Below are 23053 nucleotides of genomic sequence, written 5' to 3' on the forward strand. Positions count from 1 at the left end.
TGATTCCACTTCCCCGAATCTGGGGTGATTTGCACGGCGTCCGGCGATTTGGCGCTCTTTTGACGCTACTTCACCGCTTCGGGCACCACGCTGGTCTTATCGGCGTCCGGGAAGTTCTTGGGCCGCGGGATTGTGACCTTGTCGGTGGCGACCCATTCCACGGAGCGCTGGAGCACGGTGCGGAAGCCGGTGCAGTCGTAGGTGGTGGGGTATTTGTCGTTGGTTCCCAAATGACCGGGGACCAGGGTGATGACCTTTCCCTTGCCGTAGGGGATCCACCAGACCATCGGCTCATGGACACCGGTGCCGCCGCTTTCCTTGGAGGAAAAGGCAGTCGCCAGGATGTGCACGTCTTTGGCCGGGCCGCGCTGGGCGTGATAGAGTTCGTCACTGACGTGCATCCAGACCTTCGGGAGATCCTTGAAGATGGGATTCTGATCGTCGCGGGTGGTGATGGCGTAGGGGTGCCCCGCGCCGTGGCCGCCGCCGGGCCCTTCGCCTTTCGGCTGGCGGACGAGTTGCTCTTTCTCGTCGAGATAGAGACGGTCGCCTCCGTCGGGTCCGCGCCAAAGGAGGCCGGTCATTTCTTCGAATTCCGACCAGCCGCCGAAGGCATTGTTCGCCGCATGGACGAGCACCACGTGCCCGCCGCCGCTCACATAGCTGACGAAGTCCCGCTTCACGGGATCAGGCCACATCTTGCCATTGTAGTCGCTCAGGACCACGTCGTAGTTCTTGAACTGCGGCGCCCAATCATTCCAAGCGTCGTCTGGAGAGTCCTTGGACGGACTGGTGCTCACGCTGACATCGAAGCGGTCGGTTTCTTCCAGCAGGCGTTCGATGATCGGCGTGCTGCGAACCCAGTCATGGTTGTTCTGCCCGGTGACGATCAGGACAGTGAGGTGTTTGCCAGCGGCGAAGACGGTGCCGGAGCAAGCGAGCGAGACAACGGACGCGGTGACGATGGATTTAAAGATGCTCATGGAATTATTTCTTCGGATCGGCGAGCACGCGGAGTTCATGGATCGACCAGAAATTGCCCGGAGCACTTCCAAGCTGCGTGATCCTGATAAATTTCTTGGGAGTGCCATCTAGCGAGATCTCGGTGATCGCGTTCTTGCTGTCACCCTTCGCGACCGGTTGGCTCCACTCCTGTCCATCCTTCGACACAGTGACTTCATAACCCCGCGGGTAGTCATTGGCGGAGCCGCTGGTATCCAGCACCAGTCCGATGACCGGGGTCTCCGCATCAAGCTCGATCTGGAACCACATGCCGGGCTCCATGAATTTGTTCGTCGTATAGCGGGACTCGGCGCTGCCATCGATGGCCCGGTTTGCTTCGCCTCCATTGTGGCTGGCCGTGACCTTCAGCTTGTTGCTCGGGATGACCTGCGGGAGCTGGGCGTGGAGTTCCTGATAGGTCCACGGTGAGCTGCGGCTCTCGGTATCCTTGCGGGCTTGGGCAACATCGGATGGACTCACGAAGGTGCCGTGGTTCCCGAAGTTGTTGCGGACGTAGCTCAGCACGGAGGCGATCCACTCGTCGTCATTGCTCGCCATCGAAATCATCAGGCCTTCGTACTTCTTGTTGTCGATGTCGCCCTGCAACCCCTTCAAGAGCACGTAGATGCCGCCCTTCGGGTTGATGTTGATCGTCTTCGATCCTCCCAGAGGCGGGGCGAGCATGTGGCCCTTCATGCCGGCGATTTCGAGTCCCAGTCCATTCTGGCCATGGCAACTCGCGCAGAGGGTGGAGTAGATTTCTTCTCCCTTCTTCAAGACGACACGCTCCTTGTCCGAATACTCGGTAAGCTTCTGTCCCGGCGGAAGCATGAGGGTGGCCCCGATTTCCTTGACGCCCTTGGCAGTCGAGTTCAGCACCGTATCGGAGACCAGCTTCATGTGATCCGGCCATGCCAAGTACTTCGCGGTCATGCAGGCCTGAAGCGCAACGTTTGGATCAGGATCCTTGGCCAGTTTCTCGATGTCCTTTTGGAATGAGGCATCGCCTTTCCGGAAGAGCGTCTCACTGACGCGGATGGCACCGGCCCTGACTCCAGGGTCGGTGTCCGCCATCTTGGCGCGGACGAGTTCGGGCGTCACAGCGTCCAGTCCTTGCAAGGTCCAGAGCGCATGCAGCCTCGTCAGCGGGCTCTTGTGCTGCTTTGCCACTTTCTCTAACAGCGGCACCACCGACTTGTCCTGGCGCAGGATGAGCAAGCGCTGGGCAGTATCGCGCCACCAGCCGTTGGGGCTGGCGAGGTGGGTCGCAAGCTGGGCGGTCGGTTCGTCGAACATCCGCGGTGGCTTCACCTTCTGGGTCGAGGTGTGCACCAGCCGCCAGATGCGACCGTGGCCGATGACCTTGTCGAATTGATACTGCTCCACCACCTTGCGGAGGTAGCTCCCCGGATTCACCCATGCAGCCTCCTGGATGATGCCGCGATACATGTCGGTGATGTAGAGCGTGCCATCGGGAGCGGTGGTCATGTTGATCGGGCGGAAGCAGAGGTCCTTGGAGCGGAGGAATTCGGATTTCTGCTCCTGGTAAGGATTGCTGAGAACCTTGAGCCCGCCGTTGTTGGAAACCTTCGCGCGTCGAACAAGACGGCCCACCGGCTCACCGAAGAACACGTCGCCTAAAAGCTCCGAAGGAAGCTGGTCGCCGCGGAAGACCTCGATGCCGGCTCCCGAGCTGAAGCTTTTCAGTGTGCCTTCCGGCTCCCGCACCTTGCCCAGACCGCCTTGGAAATCCCGGACGCCCACGGCGGGGAAGAGTTCCGTGAATCCATCGGCGAACTGGTCTTGTGGATTGAACATCCCATAGACCACCGGAGCCTGGAAGCTGATCGGTCCTTTCTCGCCACCTGCGTTGACGTAGTAGAGATTGCCGAGATCATCCTGATTGAGTCCCCACTGCCCATCGTTGGCCTTGGTTTCCTCCTTCTTGATGCCATTGGGCGTCCAGCGCAGGCGGAAGCTGTTGTAGGTGGTGTAGATCCCGTTATCGATCGCCCAGACCAATCCGCTCGGCTGGTGTTCGAGATTGCCGCCGCGAGGGCCGCCTGCCCACCAGAGTTCCTTCTTGTCCGAGACGCCGTCGTCGTTGGTGTCGGTGTAGAGATAGAGGTCCAGGCTGTCGGTCTCGTTGACCACGATCTGCCCTTTGCCGAGCGGCAGGATCATGCGGGGCAGCATGAGATTGTCGACGAAGACGGTGTGCTTGTCGTAGGTGCCGTCGCCGTTGGTATCGGTGTGCAGGGAGATCCGGCTGGCGGTTTTCCGCTGATTATTGCCATCGATGTCCTGCATGTAGGTCCGCATCTCCGCGACGAACATTCTCCCGTTTCCATCGAAGGCGGTCACTACCGGGTCGGTGATCTCCGGTTCGCTGAGGACCAACTCCATCCGGTAGCCCGGCGGCAGCTCGAAGCTCTTCGCTGCCTGCTGCGGCGTCTGCGCTTGGACCGCAGGCATCGGCGGAAATTTGTCGGCCTGCGCGTGCGCCGCGGTGACCGAGGCCAAAGACAGCAAAAGGATGCGGGATTTCATCGTGTGGGTTCGATCGGGAAAAATGGGCGGCCTGAGAGGCGACTAATCCTACGAGAACCATCGGTGGAATTTTCCCAATACCGTAGTCCCCAAAGCGGGGACATTGCCGGCAGGTGGCACTCGTGTCGTTGACGGTTTAGGCAGTCTTCGACAGTTTGGATTCCACTTGGAGAATCTCCACCTCATGACCGAAGTCGGAAAAGCAACGCTCGCGGACGGGAAGCGAATCGCCGAGATCCAGATAGCCGGGTGGAAGGAGGGCTATCGGAGAATCCTGCCGGATGATTTTCTGGACGGGTTGAATCCGGAATCCCGGGTGCCGGTGTGGGAGCGATTCATCCGGGATAAGAAAGGGGTGATGCTGGTGGCGCGATCGGGATCGGAGCTGACGGGCTTTTGCCATCTGATCTCCTCGCGGGATGAAGACGGGAATGGGGTCGCCGAGATCGCGGCCATTTATATCGATCCAGATAGATGGAGAAGCGGATGCGGGAAATTGCTTTTCGCGGCGGCTGTTGCTTCCGCGGTGCAGCAGGGTTTCACGGCGATGACCTTGTGGGTGCTGGCCGAAAACTCACGTGGCCGCGGCTTCTACGAAGCCATGGGGATGCGCGCTGACGGGGCGGGGAAAACCGTGGAGCGTCCGGGCTGCACTCTTCATGAAGTGCGTTACCGGATGGAGCTATCGAGATGACACTGCGCCGGGCCTTGGAACATGGGGCCGCCAGAACGACTTCGTCCGCACTCGGAGAGTGCGGACCACTTTGGCCTACGGCTGCAAAGCTTCGACGCGGAAGAACAACTTCGCTCCCGGGGCTGGCGGGACATAGGTCACGGTCACCGTTTCGTAGTCCGTGCCGGGGATCGGCGTGTGGATCACATTGGTGATATTCGGACTGGCATTGGTCCAATTGGTCAGATTGTTGGCGACCTGCACCTGATAGGTGGCACCGGCAGGAGCCTGGCGGGCCTTGTAGCTGAGCGTCACGCTGCCATTCGCCGCGCGGGTGAATGGAACCGGGAAGACATTCGACTTCAAGGGATCGCCACCGAAGGCGAACTCGCCGAAGTTGGTGGTGCCATCGTGTTCCGGATCGAGGTCGGGCCCGTGAAGATACGACAGGCCCGGCAGGTAGGTGGCGAGCCATTGGTCGTAGGGCGGCAGGGCATCGCTTTCCTGGGACAGGCCGGTGACTTCCGCAGCGGACAGCGCGCGGTTATAGATGCGGATCTGATCGAGATCGCCCTCGTAGCTGGCAGCGGCATTGCCCGGCGTGGCGCCGATGCAGAGGACGGGATTGGCACTCAGGGTGGCGAGGCTGCCGGTGCGCGTCGCTTCCAGCGCGCCATTGATGTAGATCTTCATTTCGCCGGTCGTCTTCACGCGAGTGCAGGCGACGTGGACCCAGTTGCCGGTGTTCACCGCACTGGTGGCGTGGAGAATCTGGTTCGCTCCACCCGAGCCGAGGCCGGTCTGGAAGGAGACGCGGTTGATGCCGGCATCCTGAGTGCCAGCGATCAGGAAATCGGTGGCGGCTCCCGGACTGTCGGCATTGAAGATGGCGAGGCCGTTCGGCGGATTGGTGGTGGCAGGGAAGGCGCGGGTGGTGCGCATCCAGAAGCTGACGGTGAAGTCATTCGGTGCGACGTTCGCCATGGTGATGCGTTCGTCGGTATTATCGAAGTGCAGCGCGTTGCCGAACTTTCCGGCGATGTGGTCGCCTGCTTCGATGTCCACCAGCGTGCCATGATTTTCCGCCGGCGAGCTGTCCACCGCGGTCGTGCCGGTGGTTTCATCCAGCTTCAGCCACGCGAGCAAGCCGACATCATTGATGACCACGGTGTGGCTGGCCGAGGCGTAGTTGCCGTGACTGCTGGCCTGCGCTTTGTCGGCGGGGAGACTCACCACGATCTGATTCGAGCTCGGTGTGATGGTGAGCACGTAGTTCGCACCGCTGCCGGTCAAGCCGGTGGCATTCCCACCGGTGATCGAGAAATCGCCGGTGGTGAGACCGGTGACGGATTCAGTGAAATGCACGTCCACCGTGAAGGGGCCTCCCGCGCTGGCGGGAGCGACAAGCTCCACACCGGGCGCGGATGGCAGGGAGAGAATCCAATTGGAGATGACCTGCGCCGCCTGATCATCCACCACGTTTTTCGCCAGCGGTGGCATCTTGATCAGACCGGTGGTCCCGTGGCGGATCTTCAGCATCGAGAGACTGAGATTGCCGGGAGTGATGACCCTTTCGGCCGCGGGCTCGACGAGCGGGCCTTGGATCAAGCCTTGCTCGGAAAGCGGCGTGGTGAGGCGTGCGTCAAAGAGCGCGCGCACGCCATTCGGACGGTGGCATTGCGAGCAGTTCGAGTCGATGTACGAGCGGACTCGTGATTCGAGCGAGGCGGTGGTGTCGTTGATATTGCGACTCTTCAGGTACCACGGCAGGAACTCCGGTTTGTAGTTCGAGTCGAACCAGCCAAGGCTCGCCAAGGTCTCAAGCTGGTTGGAGGTGCGGCCGGTCTTGGCGTAGGTGAGGTCGCCATTGAGCTGCCACGTCTTGAGGCCGAGCACGTGACCGGCATTGGAATTGTGGCAAATGCGGCAGTCGGTGCGGCTCGGGTAGTCCCACTTCTGGACATGCGTGCCGCCGCCGGCTTCAGTGATGGTGATGTCCTCGCTCAGGCCGGCGGGCAAGAGGTCGGCATCACTACCATCGGCGCGCCACTTGTAGGTGACTCCATAGGGCTCACCACTCGCGGGCATCACGATGAAGCGCGTCTCCAGCCGCTTGTGAATGGATGGGTTCGCTTCATTGGTCGGCAGCTCGAAGTGCTTGATGAACACCGTGCCGGCCGGGAACGACCATGGGCCTTCCGGATTGAAGCCGATCTTTTCCTGCGGAGTGTTGTGAGTGCCGTCATTCGGCAGGGCGATCCAGCGCTGCTTCGCTGCACCGTCAGACCATAGCGGTGCATTCACCGTGTAAGGGATCACTCCCGGAGCCGGGGTGAGGGTGGCGAGATTGGTAAACGCGCCGGTTTCAGAAAGCAGCGCGGGCGGATTGCTCACGACTACCACCGGTTGCCACGGCTGGGTGGCATAGAGGAACTGGCTCGGGGTAAGAGCTGAGTTCGCGATGCGAACCTCGTCGAAGGTGGAATCAGCGACCCAGTCGGCGGCGTTTCCATTGTACATGCCGCGGCCGAGCGTCCACACCCCGGACTGGAGATTGCCGACGTAGCCGGTGACTTGGCCCTTCTGGACGTAGCTACCGCCCTCGTAGGAATAGACGGTCAGCGTGCCGGTGGAAACATTGCCGACGATGGCGAGGTGATACCAGCGGTCAGTGGTTTCGAAGACCGAGTCGTCGAAGATCTCGATGGCGTTCGAGCGCCACTGCTGGGTCGCCGGATTAAGCGTGCGGACATTGAGGAAGAGGTCGCCATCATCGAGCGGCACGCCGGGATTGGCCGTGGCGTCATTGCGGCCCCAGCGCATCAGGCGGAAGGGCTGGATCGGTGGACCATTTTCGCCGCCTTCGGGGACGACGCCGGTGGTGCCATCGAGGCCCATGAAGCACTGGTAGCCGCCGCCCAAGGTGCTGACCACCGGATGGAAACTGAGTTCGATGGTGAAGTTGTCCAGCTTGCCCAGCTTCTCGGACATGTAGAGGTCGCCATTCGCATTGCCCGGATAGCCATCGCCATCAGCCGAGCCAACGATATGGACGCCGGAAGTATTGGACGCCGCGCCGACCGGCGTGAGGCCGTTGGATGCCGCGTAGCGCGTATTGGCGGAAGTGGTGTTGTCATCCCATGCGAGCATCTTGATGCCGTTGTCGATCACGTCGACGGTGGCATTGTCGGGATTTTCGGAAACGTAGCCGGAGGTATTCGAGGCGGCCTGGTCTTCGAAGCGGTACCACACCGGATTGGTGGTCGCAGGAGGAACCAGCGCGAGCTTCATGAAGCGGCCGCGGGTGCCGGTGCCATTGATCTTGATGAAGACCGGCTCGCCTGACTGGTCCTTTCCGATGGTGGAGGTGCCGCTGTAAACGCTGCCGCTCGGCATGTCGGTCAGGTAGGTCGCGGTGGCGGCGGTTTGTCCTGCATTGAGGCTGAATGCGCGGATGCGGCCGCTGACATTGTCCACCGTGATGAATTTCCCGGTGAGTTCCGGATGGGCGGTGCCGCGATAGACGAAGCCGCCGACCTGGCAGCCATCCGGCCCGGCGGCGTGAAGGACGTCCCAGACCGGCTCCTTCAGCGTGCCATAGATGGTCGCGGGCTGGGCTTGGGGGCCGGCGACGGTGCCCTCGCGGAAGGGCCAGCCGTAGTTTGCGCCCTTGGTGAGAATGCTCAGCTCCTCGCTGGTGTCCTGGCCGCTTTCGCCGATCCACGTCGTCTGTGTGGCGGCGTCATAGGAGAAGCGGTAAGGCTGGCGCAGGCCGATGGCGTAGAACTCCTCCAGGTAGAGCTTGCCCGGGGTGATGAAGGGATTGTCCGCGGGGATCGAGTAGCCGGTGGTGACGCTATTCGGCCAACCGGCGGGCATGGTGAGCTGCGCTGGCTGGCGGCGCGTGGTCACCGGTTGGTTGCCGGCCTTGTTGTCCACGTCGATACGGAGGATGCCGGAGAACAGGCGGTTATCGATCTTCTGGCCGACATTGTACTGGTCGTTCGCGCCGCCTTCATCGCCGATGGCGGCGTAGAGGTAGCCGTCCGGGCCGAACATCATGCAGCCGCTGTCGTGGAATTCCTGGCGGTCGTACTGCTGGATGAGGACCAGCTCGGTATTCGGGTCGGCTGCCTGGGTGCCATCCGGCACCGTGAAGCGGGACAGGCGCCAGTAGGCCTGATGGCCGTCGCCGCCGGTGGACGGCGCCCACTTATAGGTGACGTAGACGTAGCCGCGGTTCGGATTTCCCGCGACGCCGAAGCTGGGGTGGAAGACCAGCCAAGTCATCCCGCAGTCGCTGGAAGTGAAGGTCCGCGAGCGGATGTCCAGGAAGGTGTCCATGGTAGCCACCGCCGGATTGTCATCGAACAAAAGGATCCGTCCCTCCTTGGCTACACAGAGCAGCTTGTTCGTCCCCGGATAAGGAGTCAGGTGCGTCGGCAGGTTGATATTGATGCCGGTGTAGGTCTCCTGGACGGTCCACTCGCCCGCGGAGCTGGGCTCCGTGGTGGGGAAATTCCCGTTCAGATACGGAGCAATCGCCTCGGGTGCGTCGAGCCCGGGCTGGGCGTACGCATTTCCGAAGACGAGGAGGCTCGCGGTCGCACAAACAAGGGACGTCGCAGACAGGGACCGACCTGCCCGGACGAGGGCGCTAAGGGACATGGGTTTTTGGGTTGGCTGGGGGCCGAATCAGCTACTACGGACGAACGTTTGAATTAGCAAACGCGTTTTTTGGAACGCCGTCTGACAGAAGCGTCACAAAATTCAGGCTTCGTCTTTCGCTGATCTAACGGTCTCCAGCGCCATTTTCACCGCCTCCCCGGTGCAGGGGGACGGCAGGTCAAAGTCCCCACTTGTTCTAAACGCCGCCACGGCATCGCGGAGGGCTTCCCGGACGGAAATGGCCAGCATCAGGGGGGGCTCGCCGACGGCCTTGCTGCCGTGGATGGTCCGGGCTTGGGTGGCGTCCTTGAGAAGTGCGACGCGGAAATCCTCCGGCGCGTCGCTGATGGCGGGGATGGCGTAGGTGCTGGCGCTGTGGGACAGCAGCACACCCTTCGGGTTCCACTTCAGCTCCTCGCAGGTCAGCCAGCCCATGCCTTGGACGAAGCCGCCTTCGATCTGGCCGCGGTCCACTGCGGCGTTCAGCGAGTCGCCGACGTCGTGGAGGATATCCACCCGCTTCACGCGGTGCATGCCGGTGAAGCCATCGACCTCCACTTCGCTGACGGACGCGCCGCAGGCGAAGTAATGGAAGGGTCGACCCTTGCCGACGTTCCAGTCCCACTTCAGGTCGGGCGTTGCGTAAAAGCCCGCAGCCGAGAGGGAGATGCGCCGGGTGTAGGCGATGCCGGCGAGCTGGTCGATGGGCACGCTTCCCTGCGGTCCCTTCGCATCGCCGTTTTCAAAGACGATCTCCTCAGGCTGGCACTCCAGCTTTTCCGCAGCGAGCGGGGCGAGGCGTTCGCGGAGCTGGCGGCAGGCGTCGGCGACGGCCATGCCATTGAGGTCCGAGCCGGAGCTGGCGGCGGTGGCCGAGGTGTTCGGCACCTTGTCGGTGCGGGTGTGCATCAGGCGGATCTTCTCCGCGGGCAGCCCGAGTTCCCTCATGGTCACGCCGAGGATCTTCGTGTGCAGGCCTTGGCCCATCTCGGTGCCACCGTGGTTCACCTGCACCGAGCCGTCGGTGTACATCAACACGAGGGCACCGGCCTGATTGTAGTGGGTGAGGGTGAAGCTGATCCCGAACTTCACCGGCGTGATGGCGAGACCGCGCTTGCGATGGGGATTGGTGGCATTCCAGACATCGATGTCTTTCCGGCGTTGGGAAAACTCCGAGGATTCTAGTAGTTCGCTCCAGATGCGATGGATGCGGTTGTCGCCGATTTCCTCGCCGTAGTGGGTGGTATTCGTCTCGCCGGTGCCGTGGTAGAAGTTGCGCGCGCGGATTTCCTCGGCAGGCAGGCCGAGCTTGAGCGCGATGCGGCCGATGATCTCCTCGATGACCAGCATGCCCTGCGGCCCGCCGAAGCCGCGGAACGCGGTGTTCGAGACGGTGTGGGTCTTGGCGACGCGGCCCTCGAAGCGCTCGTGCGGGATGTAGTAGGCGTTATCGAGGTGGAAGATCGCGCGGTCGGTGACGGGCTGCGAGAGATCGAGCGACCAGCCGCCGTCGGAGAAGAGCTGTGCGTCCAGTGCGTGGAGCTTTCCGGAGTCGTCATAGCCAACCTTGTAGCGAGCGAGAAAGGGGTGACGCTTGCCGGTGGAACTCATGTCCTCGTCGCGGTCGAGTTGCCAGCGGACTGGCTTGCCAGTCTTCACCGCAGCCAAGGCACACAGCGCGGCGATGGCATTGCCCTGCGTTTCCTTTCCGCCGAAGCCCCCGCCCATGCGCGGTGACTCGACCACCACGTGATGACGCGCCAGGCCGAGCACCTCCGCGACAATCGTTTGGATCTCGGAAGGATGCTGGGTGGAACTCGCGACGTGGACTCCACCCTCGCCATCGCTTTCCGCCCATGCGGCGTGGGTCTCCAAATAGAAGTGCTCTTGTCCGCCGAAGCTAAATTCTCCTTCCAACAGGTGTGTCGATTCCTTCAGTCCGGTCTCCACGTCGCCTCGGCCCAGCACGTGTGGGTCGGTGTGGAATGAATTGGCGGCGATGGCTTGGGAGATGCCGAGCAATGGCGGCAGTTCATCCACTTCGATGACAGCCTTCTCCGCGGCGATGCGGCAGGCTTCGAGTGATTCGCCGACGACCAGCGCGATGACCTGGCCGTGAAAGAGGATCTCATGTTCGGCGAGCAAGGGCTCGTCATGGCGGACGGGTCCGCTGTTGTTGGCTCCGGGAATGTCTTCCGCCGTGAGAACCACGGAGACGCCGGGCGACGACTTCACGGCTGCGAGGTCGATGCTGCGGAGCGTTCCGTGGGCGACCTTTGAGCGGATGGCCCAGACTTCCTGCATCGAGCGGCCAAGAGCCGTGTCGTGAACGTATCGGGCGCCACCCGTGACATGGCCGGCTGCGCTTTCATGCGGGATGCCGTGACCGCCGGAGAATGTGGCCGATGGTTTCGATGGCTCCGGTGCTTCACCGGCGACAAACTTCTCGAACAAGCCTCTCACGATGGAGCGGCGATAGCTGGCGCTGGAGCGAACGTCATCCAGCGGAGTGAAGGTCTTTTCCAACAGATCGAGGACGTCCTCATGCGCGGCAAGTGACCGTCCGATGAGAGCGCCTTCCGCAGCGGTGGCGCGCAGGGGCCTTTCCGCAACACCGCCGAAGGCGAGTCGCGCTTCGGTAATGAGACCTGCGGCATCAGTCACGATGCGGATGCCCGCGGCGACGATGGAAATGTCCATCTCGCGGCGCTTGGAGACCTTGAAGAAGGCGACGCGGCCGGAAGGCTTTCGCGGGATACGGATGGCGCGGATCAGCTCATCCGGGCGCAGCACCGTCTTGCGATAGCCGATGAAGAAATCGGCGATAGGCACCTCGCGTTCGCCTTCGGGCGAGACGAGCAAGAGCACCGCATCGAGTGCCATCAGGATGGGGGCGCTGTCACCAATCGGTGAGGCGGTCGCGAGATTGCCGCCGAGGGTTGCGCGGTGGCGGATCTGCCGGGAGGCAAACCATCGGAACATTTCGTCGAGCGCCGGGATCTCACCGCCGAGCGCGTCTTGGATATCGGTCAGCCGTGCCGAGCCGCCGATTTCCCACTCATGCTCGTGGCGGCGGATCACGGCGAGCTCGCGCACGCCATCGAGCGAGATGAGGACGCTGGGTCGCAGGTGGCGCTTATTCACCAGCACCGCAACTTCGGTGGCTCCGGCGACGAAGGTCGCTTCGGGGTGCTGCTTCTTGAAGGCGAGGACGTCGGAGATTCGATCCGGCCGGAGGAAGAGGCCGCCGTCGGGATGGCTGGCGAATGGTGGCGGAGGAACTTCACCGGGCTTCATCCATGTCTCCCACGCCTCACCGTTTTCCTTTTCTAACAATGCCTGCTGCATCGCCTCACGGATCGGGCGGTAGCCGGTGCAGCGGCAGAGGTTCCCACAGAGCTGATCGGAAATGTCCTCGTCCGTGGTGGTCCCGCGCTGCCAGGCCTCGGTCATCGAAGCGATGAAGCCGGGCGTGCAGTAGCCGCACTGGGAGCCATTGCAGGTGACCATCGCGGTTTGTACCGGGTGGAGTTCGCCGTCCTTGCCGATGCCTTCCGCCGTGCGGATCTCGCGACCGGCGAAGGAATGGACGAAGGCGAGGCAGGCATTCACCGATCTCGGCTGTCCTCCCGGCTCTAACAAGAGCACCGAGCACGCGCCGCAGTCGCCTTCATTGCATCCGCACTTGGTGCCGGTCATTCCATTCCGGCGGAGGAAATCGAGGACTGTCTCGTGAAGCGGAACCCGCGAGACATCGTGGGCCTGGCCATTGATTCGCAGGATGGACGGGTTTCCGGACACGGCGGCAGTCTAGCAATCCCTTGGCCAGAATCACGCGCCAGTTTGCACCGGGCCGCGCTTGCTCATTTCACGCTCAGCTCCTTGAGGCACTCCTTCAGGACCGCGACTCCCTTCGCGATCGCTTCCGGCGAGCTGTATTCGTCCGGCCGGTGGCTGTAGCCCTTGTAGCAGGGGATGAAAATCATCGTCGTGGGGCAGATGCGGGCCATGAACAGCGAGTCGTGGTAGGCGCGGCTGATCATCCGCTGGCAGCTGAAACCCGCGGCCTTGGCCTTGCTTTCCGCCAATGCGACCAGGGTCGGCTCGCAGATCGCGGGCGGGTCTTGGTTGATGACCTGCCAGTCGATTTCGATGCCGCGACGCCCGCAGATCTCGCGGGTGCCGTCGCCGATCTTGCCCAGCGCCTTGTCGCGGGCCTCGCGATTCGTGTCGCGGAAATCCACCTCCATTTTCACATCGCAGGGGATGCTATTGATCGCACCGGGTTTCACCTCCACCAGCCCGCAGGTGCCAACGGTGTCCGGGCTGCCGCTTTCGAGGGCGGCGCGTTCCACCAGCAGGGCGATCTCGGCGGCGGCGAGGAAGGCATCCCGGCGGTCCTTCATCAGCACCGCGCCGGCATGGCCGCCGGAACCCTTCAAGAGCAGCCGGAAGGCAGACGGTGCCGCGATTTTCTCAACGATCCCGATGTCGAGTTGCGCGGCTTCCAGCAGCGGCCCCTGCTCGATGTGCAGCTCTACAAAGGCCGAGTAGGAGAGCGAAGAAACTTTCACGGCGCCCAGATCGCCTCGGCAGCCAGCGGCCTCGCGCAGCTCATCGAGCGAACGACCATCGGGATCGCGCAGCGTCCGGGCATCGTCGGGCGAGGTGGTGCCAGCCATCAGGCGGCTGCCGAGACAGCCGATGCCAAAGCGCGTCGGCTCCTCCGAGGTGAACATGATCAGCTCAATGCTCCGCTTCGGCTCGTGACCTGCTTCCTTGAGCTGGCGCATCGCCTCCAAGCCTCCAAGCACGCCGACGACGCCATCGTACTTGCCGGCGTTCGGGATAGCATCGGTGTGCGAGCCGGTGGCCACGGCGGGCAGGCAGGGCTCGTCGCCCTCCCAGCGGATGAGGAGATTGCCGGCGGGATCGGAGCGGACAAAGAAACCGGCCTCCTTCGCCTTTGCCATCAGCCACTGCCGCGCCGCGATGTCCTCCGCCGAGAACAAGACCCGCGTCACCGCCGGAGCCGGGTGGGCGGAAATTGCAGCGAGCTCGTCGATCTCGCGGTCGAGGCGGGAGATGGCAGTCATCGGTTAGAGCATGGGCAGGAAGCGTGCCGGAAGGGAAGCCATGTTCCGGCCGAATCAAGTTCCAGCTTGGCCGGATCCCTGCCGAAACCTAGACAGGTTCTCAGGTTGAACCGGAAAAGGAATCTCGGACTGCTCTTGGCCGTTCTGTTCGTGGCGCTTCTTGGCATCGCCGTGAAGAATATGCGGCAGGAACCGGATGCTTCGGATGCCAAGGATGATCCTCCTGACGTGGAGCTTCGCGAAACTGCCAGCAAGGAAGAGGGTAACGGGAAAACCGGACGCCCGTCGCGTGCCATCGACTCTGGATCGAAACTGCGGTCGTTGTTCGATGTCAGGAAGGGCGAGATTGCCGCGGTTTCTGTTTCTCCCGAAATCATGAAGCAACTCCTAATCCAGCAAGCTCCGGATGCTACGGCCGAAGCAAACGGTGCCGATCAAGCAGGTCCGAAGATGGTCGGCATCTTGAATCGCAATTATTTGCTGTCGTTGCTGGAACCGGCGGAAACCTCAGTTCGGGGAGCAGTCGACACTTCGGAAGACGCCTTCGACTTGAAGGTCGGCTCGATGACCATCTCGGGTGACTCGTTTGGCGTTCCCGAGGGGACGAGACTTCATATAAGGGTGGTCTCGGGAGCCAATTCCATCGAATGCATCACCAGGGTTTCTGAAGGCGCCTGCGTGCTGCTCAGTTCCGGCGGGGAGAATCCAGAGGGCGTGGTGATCGTGACGGGTCCGCGTGGAGAAGTTGGTGACGCCAGGGAGTAGCTCCTTTCACGGCAGCCGGTGCACGTCCTTGTAGTAAAGGTAGCTCGCGGGTTCATCACCCATCGCGACGAACCACTGCGGGCAATACGGGGCCATCCAGATCGCGTCGCCAGCGGTGACGGGATAGTAATTCTCGTCCAGCCGGTAGACGCCTTGGCCGGAGAGCATGAGCAGGCCGTGCTCCATGATGTGGGTCTCCACGAAGGGCAGCGTGGCACCGGGCTGGTAGGTGAAGACGTTCATCGCCAGGTCATAGCGGGCGTCGATGGGGAGCAGCGTTTGCAGGCGCGCCTTCTCATTGCCGAGAAAGGGTTCGCCGGGGATGTCGGCGATGTTCCCGTGGACGGCGGGCGGGGCTTCGAGGCTTTCGACGGGCTCGAAGAGCTTGCGGAAGATCGTCAGCCGCGTGCCTTCGTCGCCGTGCAGGGCGAGGACATTTTCCGAGGGCACGAAGAGGAAGCCGCCGGCGGTCAGCGTGACATCGCCATCGTCCCACACGGCGCGGCAGTTGCCGCTCTCGACGTAAAGGACGTGCTCGTTTTCATCCGCGGGGAACCACGCGGTGCCGCCGCCGGATTCATAGACGACAAGGATCTGCGAAAGGTCTGCTCCCATCGCCGGAGAAAGGATCACGTAGGCCGTGGCACCATCCCAGCCGGGATAGGTGCTGGGCACGTGGCCATCGGGAGCGATCAGCGCATGGCGCATGGAGACGCGGGTGCGGGTGTGGCCGAAAAGGGGAGTCATGGGCGAGAGTCAGCAGTGGAGATCGGTCAGCCGTCAATGGTCATCGGGCTGGAGGAAGCGCCCGTGGGTGGCGGGAGAGACGGGGTGGCCGCGGAGCCAGGTGGCATTCACCTGCCACGCGGGGCGCATGCCGATGTAGGGCGAGATGTGGTGGCGGGTGAGAAGGTCCCTGGCCTCGATGGTGAATTCCCCGGGCGCGAGCAGGCAGAAGTCGGCGTGGAGGCCGGGGGCGATGCCGCCCTTGCGGCTGTCGATGCGGAAGCGCTTGGCGGGGTTGATGGACGTCAGCGCGGCGAGTTGTTGCCACGTCGATTCGCGGAGCGCGCGCTCGATCAAGAGTGGAAACCCGTGTTGGCAGCCGGCGATGCCGCCCCACATGGAGAAGTAGTCATTGCCCTCCTTCAGCTCGGGCGGTGACGGCGAGTGATCGGAGCCGATGGTGTCGATGTCGCCGGCGGCGAGCACTTGCCAGAGGCGATCCAGCGTGCCGGTGCAGCGAAGGGGTGGCGCACATTTTGCGGCGGGGCCGATCCGTTCCGCAGCATCGCGGTCGAGCAGCAGGTAATGCGGACAGGTCTCCGCGGTGACGTTGATGCCTTCGCGCTTGGCGGCGCGGATGAGATCGATTCCCTCAGGCGCACTGACGTGAACGATGTGCAATGCGCAGCCAGTGTCGCGGGCGCAGGACACCGCCATCTCGATGGCGGCGATCTCCGCAGCGACGGGACGAGAGGCCAGCCAATCGGCCATGGTGCCGGGATGCGGCAGCGGGAATTCCTTCTGGTGCGCGGCGATCACCGCCGGGCTTTCGGCGTGGACGGCGACGGGAAGATGGAACTCTGCGGCCACGTGCATGCCCTTGCGCAGGGTCGCTTCGTTCGCGGCTTGGAATTCATCGAGGCCGCTGGGGCACATGAAGGCCTTGAAGCCGGCGACGCCTGCGCGGGCGAGATTGGCGAGGTGCGGCAGCGAGTCCGGCGTGAGGCCACCCCACAGCGCGAAGTCGAGGCGGCTGTGCATTTCCCCGGCACGGCGCTTGGCGGCGAAGCTGGCGAGATCGAGCACCGGTGGCGTCGAGTTCAGCGGCATGTCGATGAAGCAGGTGCCGCCACCCGCGGCGAGCGCGGCGGAGCCGGTGGCAAAGCCTTCCCACTCGCTGCGGCCGGGCTCGTTGAAATGGACGTGCGCGTCGACGAGGCCGGGGAAGAGGATCTTGCCGGTGGCATCGATTTCCACCTGGGCTGAGCCGGCCAGATTCTCGGCGATGTCGGCGAAGAGTTCGCCGGAGATTCCAACATCGAGCGTGCGCAAGCCACCGGGAGTGACGACGGAGGCGTGGCGCAGGATGGTGTCGAACTGGCTCATCGGACGGATTGAAGAAAGTCCACGAGCACTCTCAGTGCCACGGCAATATCGCGCGGTCCCGCATATTCTTCCGGATGATGACTGAGGCCAGCGCGACAGCGGACAAAGAGCATCGCGACCGGCATGACGGTGGACATCATCACGGCATCGTGGCCCGCGCCGCTGGGGATCGTGAAGCGGGCCCGGACGTGCTTTTCAAGCGCGTCCAGCAGCGAGCCGGTCAGCGCCTCGCTACAAGGCACCGCTGCATTCGACTGAACGAGATCCCAGGAAAGCTGGAGCTTGCGGCGCTTGGTGATGACTCCGAAGCGTTCGAGCAAGTTGGCGAGCAGGCGTTCGCGTTTGGCATCGTCGGGATGGCGGAAATCGAGGGTGAATTTAACTTCGCCGGGGATCGCGTTCGAGGCTCCCGGCTTCACATCAAGCTTTCCGACGGTGGCGACCAGCCCCTCATTGTAGACGGCCAGACTTTCCGCTTCTAGGATGCACTCGGCGGCTCCGGTGAGAGCGTCGTAACGGAGCGGCATCGGGGTGGTGCCAGCGTGGTCGGCTTGGCCGAGCAGCTTGATGGATAGACGGCTCTGGCCGCAGATTGCGGAGACGCCGCAAACGGCTTCCTTGAGCTCATCCAGCACCCGCCCTTGCTCGATGTGGACTTCGACGTAGCCCTTGCTACTGGAGTTCTCGTAGGAAAACGAGGAGGCGCCTTCATGCCAGCCCTCGCGTTCCAAAGCTTCGCCCAGCGAGATGCCATTGGCATCACGGATCGCGAGCATTTCATCCGTGAGCTGACCAACGCAGGCGCGGCTGCCGAGGTAGGTGGCGTGAAAGCGCACGCCTTCTTCATCGGAGAAGCCGAGCACGTGGACGGGAAAGTCGAGAGGACCGGCGGCTTCCAGCGCGGCGAGTGCGATGAGCACACCGAGCGCGCCGTCGTATTTACCGGCGTCGATCACCGTATCGAGGTGGGAGCCGAGTAGAAGCGGAGGAAGCGATGGGTCTTTGCCCGGGAGAATGCCGCGGATGGTGCCGCCGGCGGCATGCTCGGTTTTCAATCCCGCGGCTTCCATCCACGCCGTCACTTGGCGCGCGGCCTGAAGATTGGCGGGGGAGAGAAAGGTGCGGGTCAGCGAGCCGGGCGTATCGGTGATCGCTCCGAGTTCCTCGATCCGTGCGAGCAGCCGCTCCAGTGCTGGTTCGAAGCCGTCCATCGTCAGCTCCCGCGATAGGTGGAGTAGGCCCATGGCGAGCAGACCAACGGGACGTGATACGAGCCGCCCGCTTCCATGCGGAAGCATACGGGGACGACATCAAGGAAGGGGCTGTCGACGCCTTGAAAGCGGAAGTAGTCAGCCACGTGGAAGCGCAGCTCGTAGCTGCCTTCGACCACGGCGTCGCCTTCGAGCAGAGGACCATCGCCGCGACCGTCGGCATTGGTCGTGATCATGCGCAACAGCGCGCCCTCTTTCAGCAGCTCGATCTTCATCCCCGCGGCAGGTTGGCCGCGGGCGGTATCGAGCACATGCGTGGTCAATTTCCCCATCGGTCTAACATCAGCAGATCCGGTGCCGGGGGGCAAGGTTCCCGGCAGGCTGGCGAGACCAGGGTGACCGGTAGCTTACTTCGCGGCTGGCGCCGGGATCACCAGCGTGGGCACCACGGCCTTGCGGACCATGCCTTCCGCCACGCTGCCGAGGAGCAGGGAAGCGACGGCACCGTGGCCGTGCGAGCCGACGATCACCAGGTCTGCGCCGATCTTGTGGACATAGTCCACGATGGCGTGCATTGGGCTGCCCTCGGCGAGGTGAACGGTAGCGCCGGGAACGTCGCCGGTGACCTTGCCAAGGGCCTCCTGCAGCCGTGCGGTGGCGCGTTTGCGGGCCTCTTCCTGGAACAGGTGGATGGCGGGAAATTCGTCCGGCGTGAAGCCATAGGCGGTGTAGCTTGGCTCCGGTTCCACGACATGGAGCAGGTGGAGCGAGGAATCGAAGGCCCGCGCGATTTTTACGGCGGCCTCCAGCACTCCGGCGGTGGAGTTCGAGAAATCGACGGCGGCAACGATGGTTTTCATGGCTACGTGACCTGTTAGCACGGGATTCGGGGAAATGCCAACGAAGGGTGGATCACGCGCCGACTTTGAGAATCCACGCGCGATCCGCGGATGACAGCGCGCCGGTCCACGTTCATGGTTCGCGCCGCCATGATCAAGTTCCTCCACACCCGCATCCGCGTCGCCGACATCGAAGCCTCGGTCGATTTCTACAAGAAGCTGGGCTACACCGACTCCCGCCGCCAGGACTCGCCGCAAGGGAACAAGCTCGCCTTCCTCGAACTGCCGGGCAACGACGTTTTCCTGGAGCTCTGCTACTCGCCGGACTACACCTCCAAGTGCCCCGAGGACCTGATGCACACCGCCCTCGGCGTGCCGGACATCATCGAATACTGCGACGGCGTGGAGAAAGCCGGCATCGAGATCTGGCCCGGCGGCTGGCGCGAGAAGTTCTCCTCCGGTGAGCGCAAGATGGCCTTCGTGACCGATCCGGATGGCTACGAAGTCGAGATCCTGGAGCGCCCATAACGGTTAGGTGGCCGGGCGGCATCGCTACTTGCACCTGCTAGATATTCAGGGCATCTAAAGCGCCATGCTCGCCCGGATCGCCGCCCTGATTTGCTTGCTCTCATCACTCGCCTCCGCACAAGCCTACCGCCCCTCCGGCGAAAAGGCACCGATGCCTGCCCGTGAGTTCCGGGGTGCCTGGGCCGCGGTGGTCCATAATATCGACTGGCCAAGCAAGTCGGGCCTTTCTGCCGGGGCGCAGCAGGCGGAGATGCGGAACATCCTGGATAAGATGGCAGCGCTGAACATGAACGCCCTGATCCTGCAGGTGCGCCCGCATTCCGATGCGGTGTACCAGTCCTCGAAGGAGCCGTGGAGCCCTTGGTTGACCGGAACCATGGGCCAGTCGCCGGGCTATGACCCGCTCGACTTCGCGATTAAGCAGGCGCACGCGCGGGGGATCGAGGTCCATGCGTGGTTCAATCCTTTCCGCGCGCTTTCCAGCGCCAGCCAAGCGTGCTGCGCGAGCCATGTCGCCAAGGCTTCTCCCAATATCACGAAGCGCTACGGGAACCTCCTGTGGTGCGATCCTGCGGAGACCGAGACGCGTGCGCGGGCTTTCGGGGCCATCCTCGATGTGGTCCAGCGCTACGATGTCGATGGCGTTCACCTCGACGACTATTTCTATCCCTATCCCGAAGGTGGCCGGCCGTTCCCGGACGGGCGCTCGCCGGCGGTTCACCGGAAGATCGTGGATGACTTCGTGCAGAAGCTCTACGGGGACGTGAAGCGGACCAAGCCGTGGGTGCGGGTCGGGATTTCACCGTTCGGCATCTGGCGGCCGGGCGTGCCGTCGGGCATCGAAGCGGGGATCGACTCCTACGAACAACTCGGCTGCGACGCCCGGAAGTGGCTGGCGAATGGCTGGGTGGATTACCTCGCGCCGCAGCTCTACTGGAAGGATCAGCCGCAGAAGCAAAGCTTCTCGGCGCTGCTTTCGTGGTGGCGCCAGCAGGGCAGCCGACCGGTGTGGCCGGGGATCGCCACGACGCGCATCGGCGGATCGGAAGATGGCCGTCCGGCGTCGGAGATCACCAAGCAGGTCGAGCTTTCCCGCCGCATCGGGAAGAACTGGTCCGGCCACCTCCACTGGAGCGTGAAGGGCCTGACGAAGAACCAGGGCGGCATTTCCGACATGCTGGCCAAAGGGGCCTACTCCCAGCCCGCGCTGGTCCCGCCGATGCCATGGCTGAGCCAGAAGACGCCGGGCAGTCCCTCCGCAAGCGCCAGCGGCAATGGCTCAGGAGTGACCATCAGCGTCCAGAGCGGCGACCGTGCCACGGCCCGCTATGCGGTGCAGGCCCGCTTCGGCAACCAATGGCGGATGGCCAAGGTCGCTTCCGGGGGATCGAGCAGCATCAATGTCGCCGGCCAGCCGGACGCGGTGGCGGTCAGTGCAGTGGATCGTTTCGGCAATGTGAGCGCGCCGACGGTGCTGGCTCGCTGATCGCCTGAAGGGGCAAATCCTTCTGCGAGACGATGGTGAATAAACGGGCTCTGAAAGCCGTTAGATTCCCGTGCGTAAGACTTTGGTCGGAGTTCCGCGATTTGCCCTTGCTCCCCGGCATCGGAAGTGCTGGAAACCCGCCGCGCATCGCACTGCAAGACACTGAAATTCCTTTACTTTCCTAAAGGATCTAACGCATAAGACGCGCGTCCCACATACCCATCTGGCGGCCCCCCAGCGCTGCACCTTTGACCTCCTTGATGAACGTCCGATTTTTCGTAACGGGAACCGCCGCGCTGCTGGCGGTCTGGCTTGCTGCCACCTTCATGACCGATGTGCCGGTCGAGCGCTACCCGCAGTATGGCAAGGGCTCGGTGCCGGTATCGGCCAAGGCCGCCAAGCCGCAGTCCGACAAGTCGCTCGAGACCGCCAAGGCCGAGAAGCCGGTCGCGATTTTCGAGTGATCGCTCGCCAGCGGGCGGGACATTTTCCACGGTGATCGCATGGCGGAAGCACCGCGCATTTGCGACACCAAGCCGTTGTCTCTGGAGGTTGAGGCCGGCGTGCATTTCTGGTGCTCGTGCGGGCTTTCCTCGCACCAGCCCTTCTGCGATGGCAGCCACAAGGGCACCGGCCTGCAGCCGGTGAGATTCGAGTGCGCGGAGCCGACCACCGTGCGGTGGTGCCAGTGCAAGCATACGGCCAATCCGCCGCATTGCGACGGGAGTCACAAGAGGCTGCCTCAAGCCGATCGGTGAGCGTTTCGCAGAAGGGGCATTTTCCTCCTTTCCGGGATGTATAGGAAACGGGAAAAAAGGAATTCCTGACTTCAGGCTTTCGGCATCGGCGGCGGTCCGGAGAGCGATTCGTTTCCCCATGGGAGCTCGACTTCCTCTACCGGGCTGAGGATTCCCGCGGCCTGTAGCAGGGCGCAGGATTCGGTATCCACGGCATTGAGCCTGTCGTGAAGATCCTGATCGCCGCGGAGAGGAATGGCGACCTCGCCAGCCCGTCGCTGATGGGCGGTCCAGATGGTCCTGAATGAACCCCTGATCTCCCGGAAGTCGTGGGTCTCAGGCCGTGGCCCCAGAGACGGCGTTGACGAAGTTTCCAGCACCCGACCGTCTGCCGTCCAACTGAAGAACTGAACGTCCTCATGCTCGGTGAGAGATTCCGCCAGTGAGGCTCTCACGCGGCAGACCACCGCAAAGGAACGACCGTCTGGCGACGCCATCACCGAGGTGAGCGACCGGATGCTGGGTAGCAGAGAATCCCTGAAACCGGACCATCGTGCGGTCCACGATTCGAGCCCGGTGCCGGCGGTCTTTTTCCGCCAGGATTCTTTCATCTCGGGGTCGACCTGGGATGCATGCTCGATGACACGCTCCGACCAATGGAAATGGCGTTGTGCCAGCATCGGGGAGCGGCGCGCTTTGAAAACCGCCATGAGTACCCACATGACAGGATTCCAGCGATAACTCGGCGGGATCAGCGCCCGCAGCGGCAAGCGATGGCTGTAGACCCGGTAGACCTTGTAACGGCGCAGCGGCGGTGCCGGTTCGTGTCCGCGCCGGGCAAGTTCCATCAGGGCGGCGGGATGGATGCCGCGCACGGGGTACCACCCGTTGTTCAGCCGCCCGCTTCGCACTCCGCGGTCGAGCGCGCCCCACAGCCAAATCCCGAGAATCGCAGGGACGGCGAACATCGATCCCAGCATCCTGATTTCCGCCATCAGGACGCGCGAGCCGATCTGAATCTCGCCACCGGGAGGAAAGATGATAGGAAGCCAGCACCACGCGGCGAAGATCCAGAAGAGGAGCGAGCGCAAGCGCTTGCGCCGGGTTCTGGTCCGCAAGGCGGGGACTGCCGCATAGCCGCGTGCTGCCCTGGGGCGCGCGGCTTGGCCGCCGCCGGGCTGGTGAATGCCCGGCAGCTTGATCATGACCGGGGTGAGCGGGCCGCTGGTGCGGCCGCCTTCCAAATCGACCGGAGGCAGCACCGCATGGTCCTGGACCCACACGACGGAGCCTTGGACGATCCACTTCCGCGCTTGTTCGCCTGACTCGACCTCCGTAACCGGGGTGGCATAGGGATTAAGCGTCGCGCCGTCCATTTGCCCCATT

The 23053-nt window shown here is 63.1% G+C and carries 17 protein-coding genes; 6 read left to right on the forward strand and 11 right to left on the reverse strand.

Annotated elements, in window-relative coordinates; genetic code table 11:
• Positions 1-65 precede the first annotated feature (65 nt).
• Both WKV53_RS20965 and WKV53_RS20970 read right to left on the reverse strand, forming a co-directional pair.
• Positions 66-983: a ThuA domain-containing protein gene (locus WKV53_RS20965; protein WP_341406758.1), complete on the reverse strand. Its 918-nt coding sequence runs from the start codon at positions 981-983 to the stop codon at positions 66-68.
• Positions 984-987: 4 nt separating this feature from the next.
• The gene (locus tag WKV53_RS20970; RefSeq protein WP_341406759.1) at positions 988-3552 is read right to left on the reverse strand and encodes a DUF7133 domain-containing protein; all 2565 of its coding nucleotides are present in this window, start codon (positions 3550-3552) and stop codon (positions 988-990) included.
• Between the two features lie 184 nt (positions 3553-3736).
• Between WKV53_RS20970 and WKV53_RS20975 the strand changes: the two genes are divergently transcribed.
• The gene (locus WKV53_RS20975) at positions 3737-4246 is read left to right on the forward strand and encodes a GNAT family N-acetyltransferase (protein WP_341406760.1); all 510 of its coding nucleotides are present in this window, start codon (positions 3737-3739) and stop codon (positions 4244-4246) included.
• Positions 4247-4321: 75 nt separating this feature from the next.
• Here the strand turns inward: WKV53_RS20975 and WKV53_RS20980 are convergent, their stop codons facing one another.
• The 3 genes from WKV53_RS20980 to WKV53_RS20990 form a co-directional block, all read right to left on the reverse strand.
• Complete coding sequence (locus tag WKV53_RS20980) at positions 4322-8893, reverse strand: LamG-like jellyroll fold domain-containing protein (RefSeq protein WP_341406761.1); 4572 nt, start codon at positions 8891-8893, stop codon at positions 4322-4324.
• A 102-nt stretch (positions 8894-8995) separates the two neighbouring features.
• Positions 8996-12694, reverse strand: coding sequence for a xanthine dehydrogenase molybdopterin binding subunit (xdhB, locus tag WKV53_RS20985; protein ID WP_341406762.1), 3699 nt, complete (start codon positions 12692-12694; stop codon positions 8996-8998).
• Positions 12695-12756: 62 nt separating this feature from the next.
• A complete protein-coding gene (locus tag WKV53_RS20990; protein WP_341406763.1) occupies positions 12757-13989 on the reverse strand; it encodes a M20 family metallo-hydrolase in 1233 nt (410 codons plus the stop codon).
• A gap of 135 nt (positions 13990-14124) precedes the next feature.
• Here WKV53_RS20990 and WKV53_RS20995 point away from each other — a divergent pair, with 135 nt between their 5' ends.
• The gene (locus tag WKV53_RS20995) at positions 14125-14754 is read left to right on the forward strand and encodes a hypothetical protein (protein WP_341406764.1); all 630 of its coding nucleotides are present in this window, start codon (positions 14125-14127) and stop codon (positions 14752-14754) included.
• Positions 14755-14760: 6 nt separating this feature from the next.
• Here WKV53_RS20995 and allE read toward each other — a convergent pair whose 3' ends face one another.
• The 5 genes from allE to WKV53_RS21020 form a co-directional block, all read right to left on the reverse strand.
• Positions 14761-15501: a (S)-ureidoglycine aminohydrolase gene (gene allE, locus WKV53_RS21000; protein WP_341406765.1), complete on the reverse strand. Its 741-nt coding sequence runs from the start codon at positions 15499-15501 to the stop codon at positions 14761-14763.
• A gap of 33 nt (positions 15502-15534) precedes the next feature.
• Positions 15535-16866, reverse strand: coding sequence for an allantoinase AllB (gene allB, locus WKV53_RS21005; protein WP_341406766.1), 1332 nt, complete (start codon positions 16864-16866; stop codon positions 15535-15537).
• Positions 16863-18110 carry a M20 family metallo-hydrolase gene (locus WKV53_RS21010; protein WP_341406767.1) on the reverse strand — a complete coding sequence of 416 codons (1248 nt, stop codon included), beginning with the start codon at positions 18108-18110 and terminating at the stop codon, positions 16863-16865. Before WKV53_RS21010 ends, allB begins: the two co-directional genes overlap by 4 nt.
• Positions 18080-18409 (reverse strand): hydroxyisourate hydrolase, encoded by a 330-nt coding sequence (gene uraH / locus WKV53_RS21015; protein ID WP_341406768.1) that lies wholly within the window; start codon positions 18407-18409, stop codon positions 18080-18082. Before uraH ends, WKV53_RS21010 begins: the two co-directional genes overlap by 31 nt.
• A 75-nt stretch (positions 18410-18484) precedes the next feature.
• Entirely contained in the window at positions 18485-18937 is a 453-nt protein-coding gene (locus tag WKV53_RS21020; RefSeq protein ID WP_341406769.1) for a universal stress protein, read from the reverse strand.
• Between the two features lie 129 nt (positions 18938-19066).
• Here WKV53_RS21020 and WKV53_RS21025 point away from each other — a divergent pair, with 129 nt between their 5' ends.
• The 4 genes from WKV53_RS21025 to WKV53_RS21040 all read left to right on the forward strand — a co-directional run bounded on the left by WKV53_RS21025 (position 19067) and on the right by WKV53_RS21040 (position 21688).
• A complete protein-coding gene (locus tag WKV53_RS21025) occupies positions 19067-19444 on the forward strand; it encodes a VOC family protein (RefSeq protein ID WP_341406770.1) in 378 nt (125 codons plus the stop codon).
• Between the two features lie 64 nt (positions 19445-19508).
• On the forward strand, positions 19509-20930 hold the full coding sequence (locus WKV53_RS21030) for a glycoside hydrolase family 10-like protein (RefSeq protein ID WP_341406771.1): 1422 nt from the start codon (positions 19509-19511) through the stop codon (positions 20928-20930).
• A gap of 260 nt (positions 20931-21190) precedes the next feature.
• Positions 21191-21394, forward strand: coding sequence for a hypothetical protein (locus WKV53_RS21035; RefSeq protein ID WP_341406772.1), 204 nt, complete (start codon positions 21191-21193; stop codon positions 21392-21394).
• Between the two features lie 39 nt (positions 21395-21433).
• Positions 21434-21688 carry a CDGSH iron-sulfur domain-containing protein gene (locus tag WKV53_RS21040; RefSeq protein WP_341406773.1) on the forward strand — a complete coding sequence of 85 codons (255 nt, stop codon included), beginning with the start codon at positions 21434-21436 and terminating at the stop codon, positions 21686-21688.
• A gap of 71 nt (positions 21689-21759) precedes the next feature.
• Here the strand turns inward: WKV53_RS21040 and WKV53_RS21045 are convergent, their stop codons facing one another.
• Positions 21760-23043, reverse strand: a complete 1284-nt coding sequence (locus WKV53_RS21045; RefSeq protein WP_341406774.1) for a hypothetical protein — start codon at positions 23041-23043, stop codon at positions 21760-21762.
• Positions 23044-23053 lie beyond the last annotated feature (10 nt).

This window comes from Luteolibacter sp. Y139, from assembly GCF_038066715.1.
Lineage (GTDB): Bacteria > Verrucomicrobiota > Verrucomicrobiia > Verrucomicrobiales > Akkermansiaceae > Haloferula > Haloferula soli.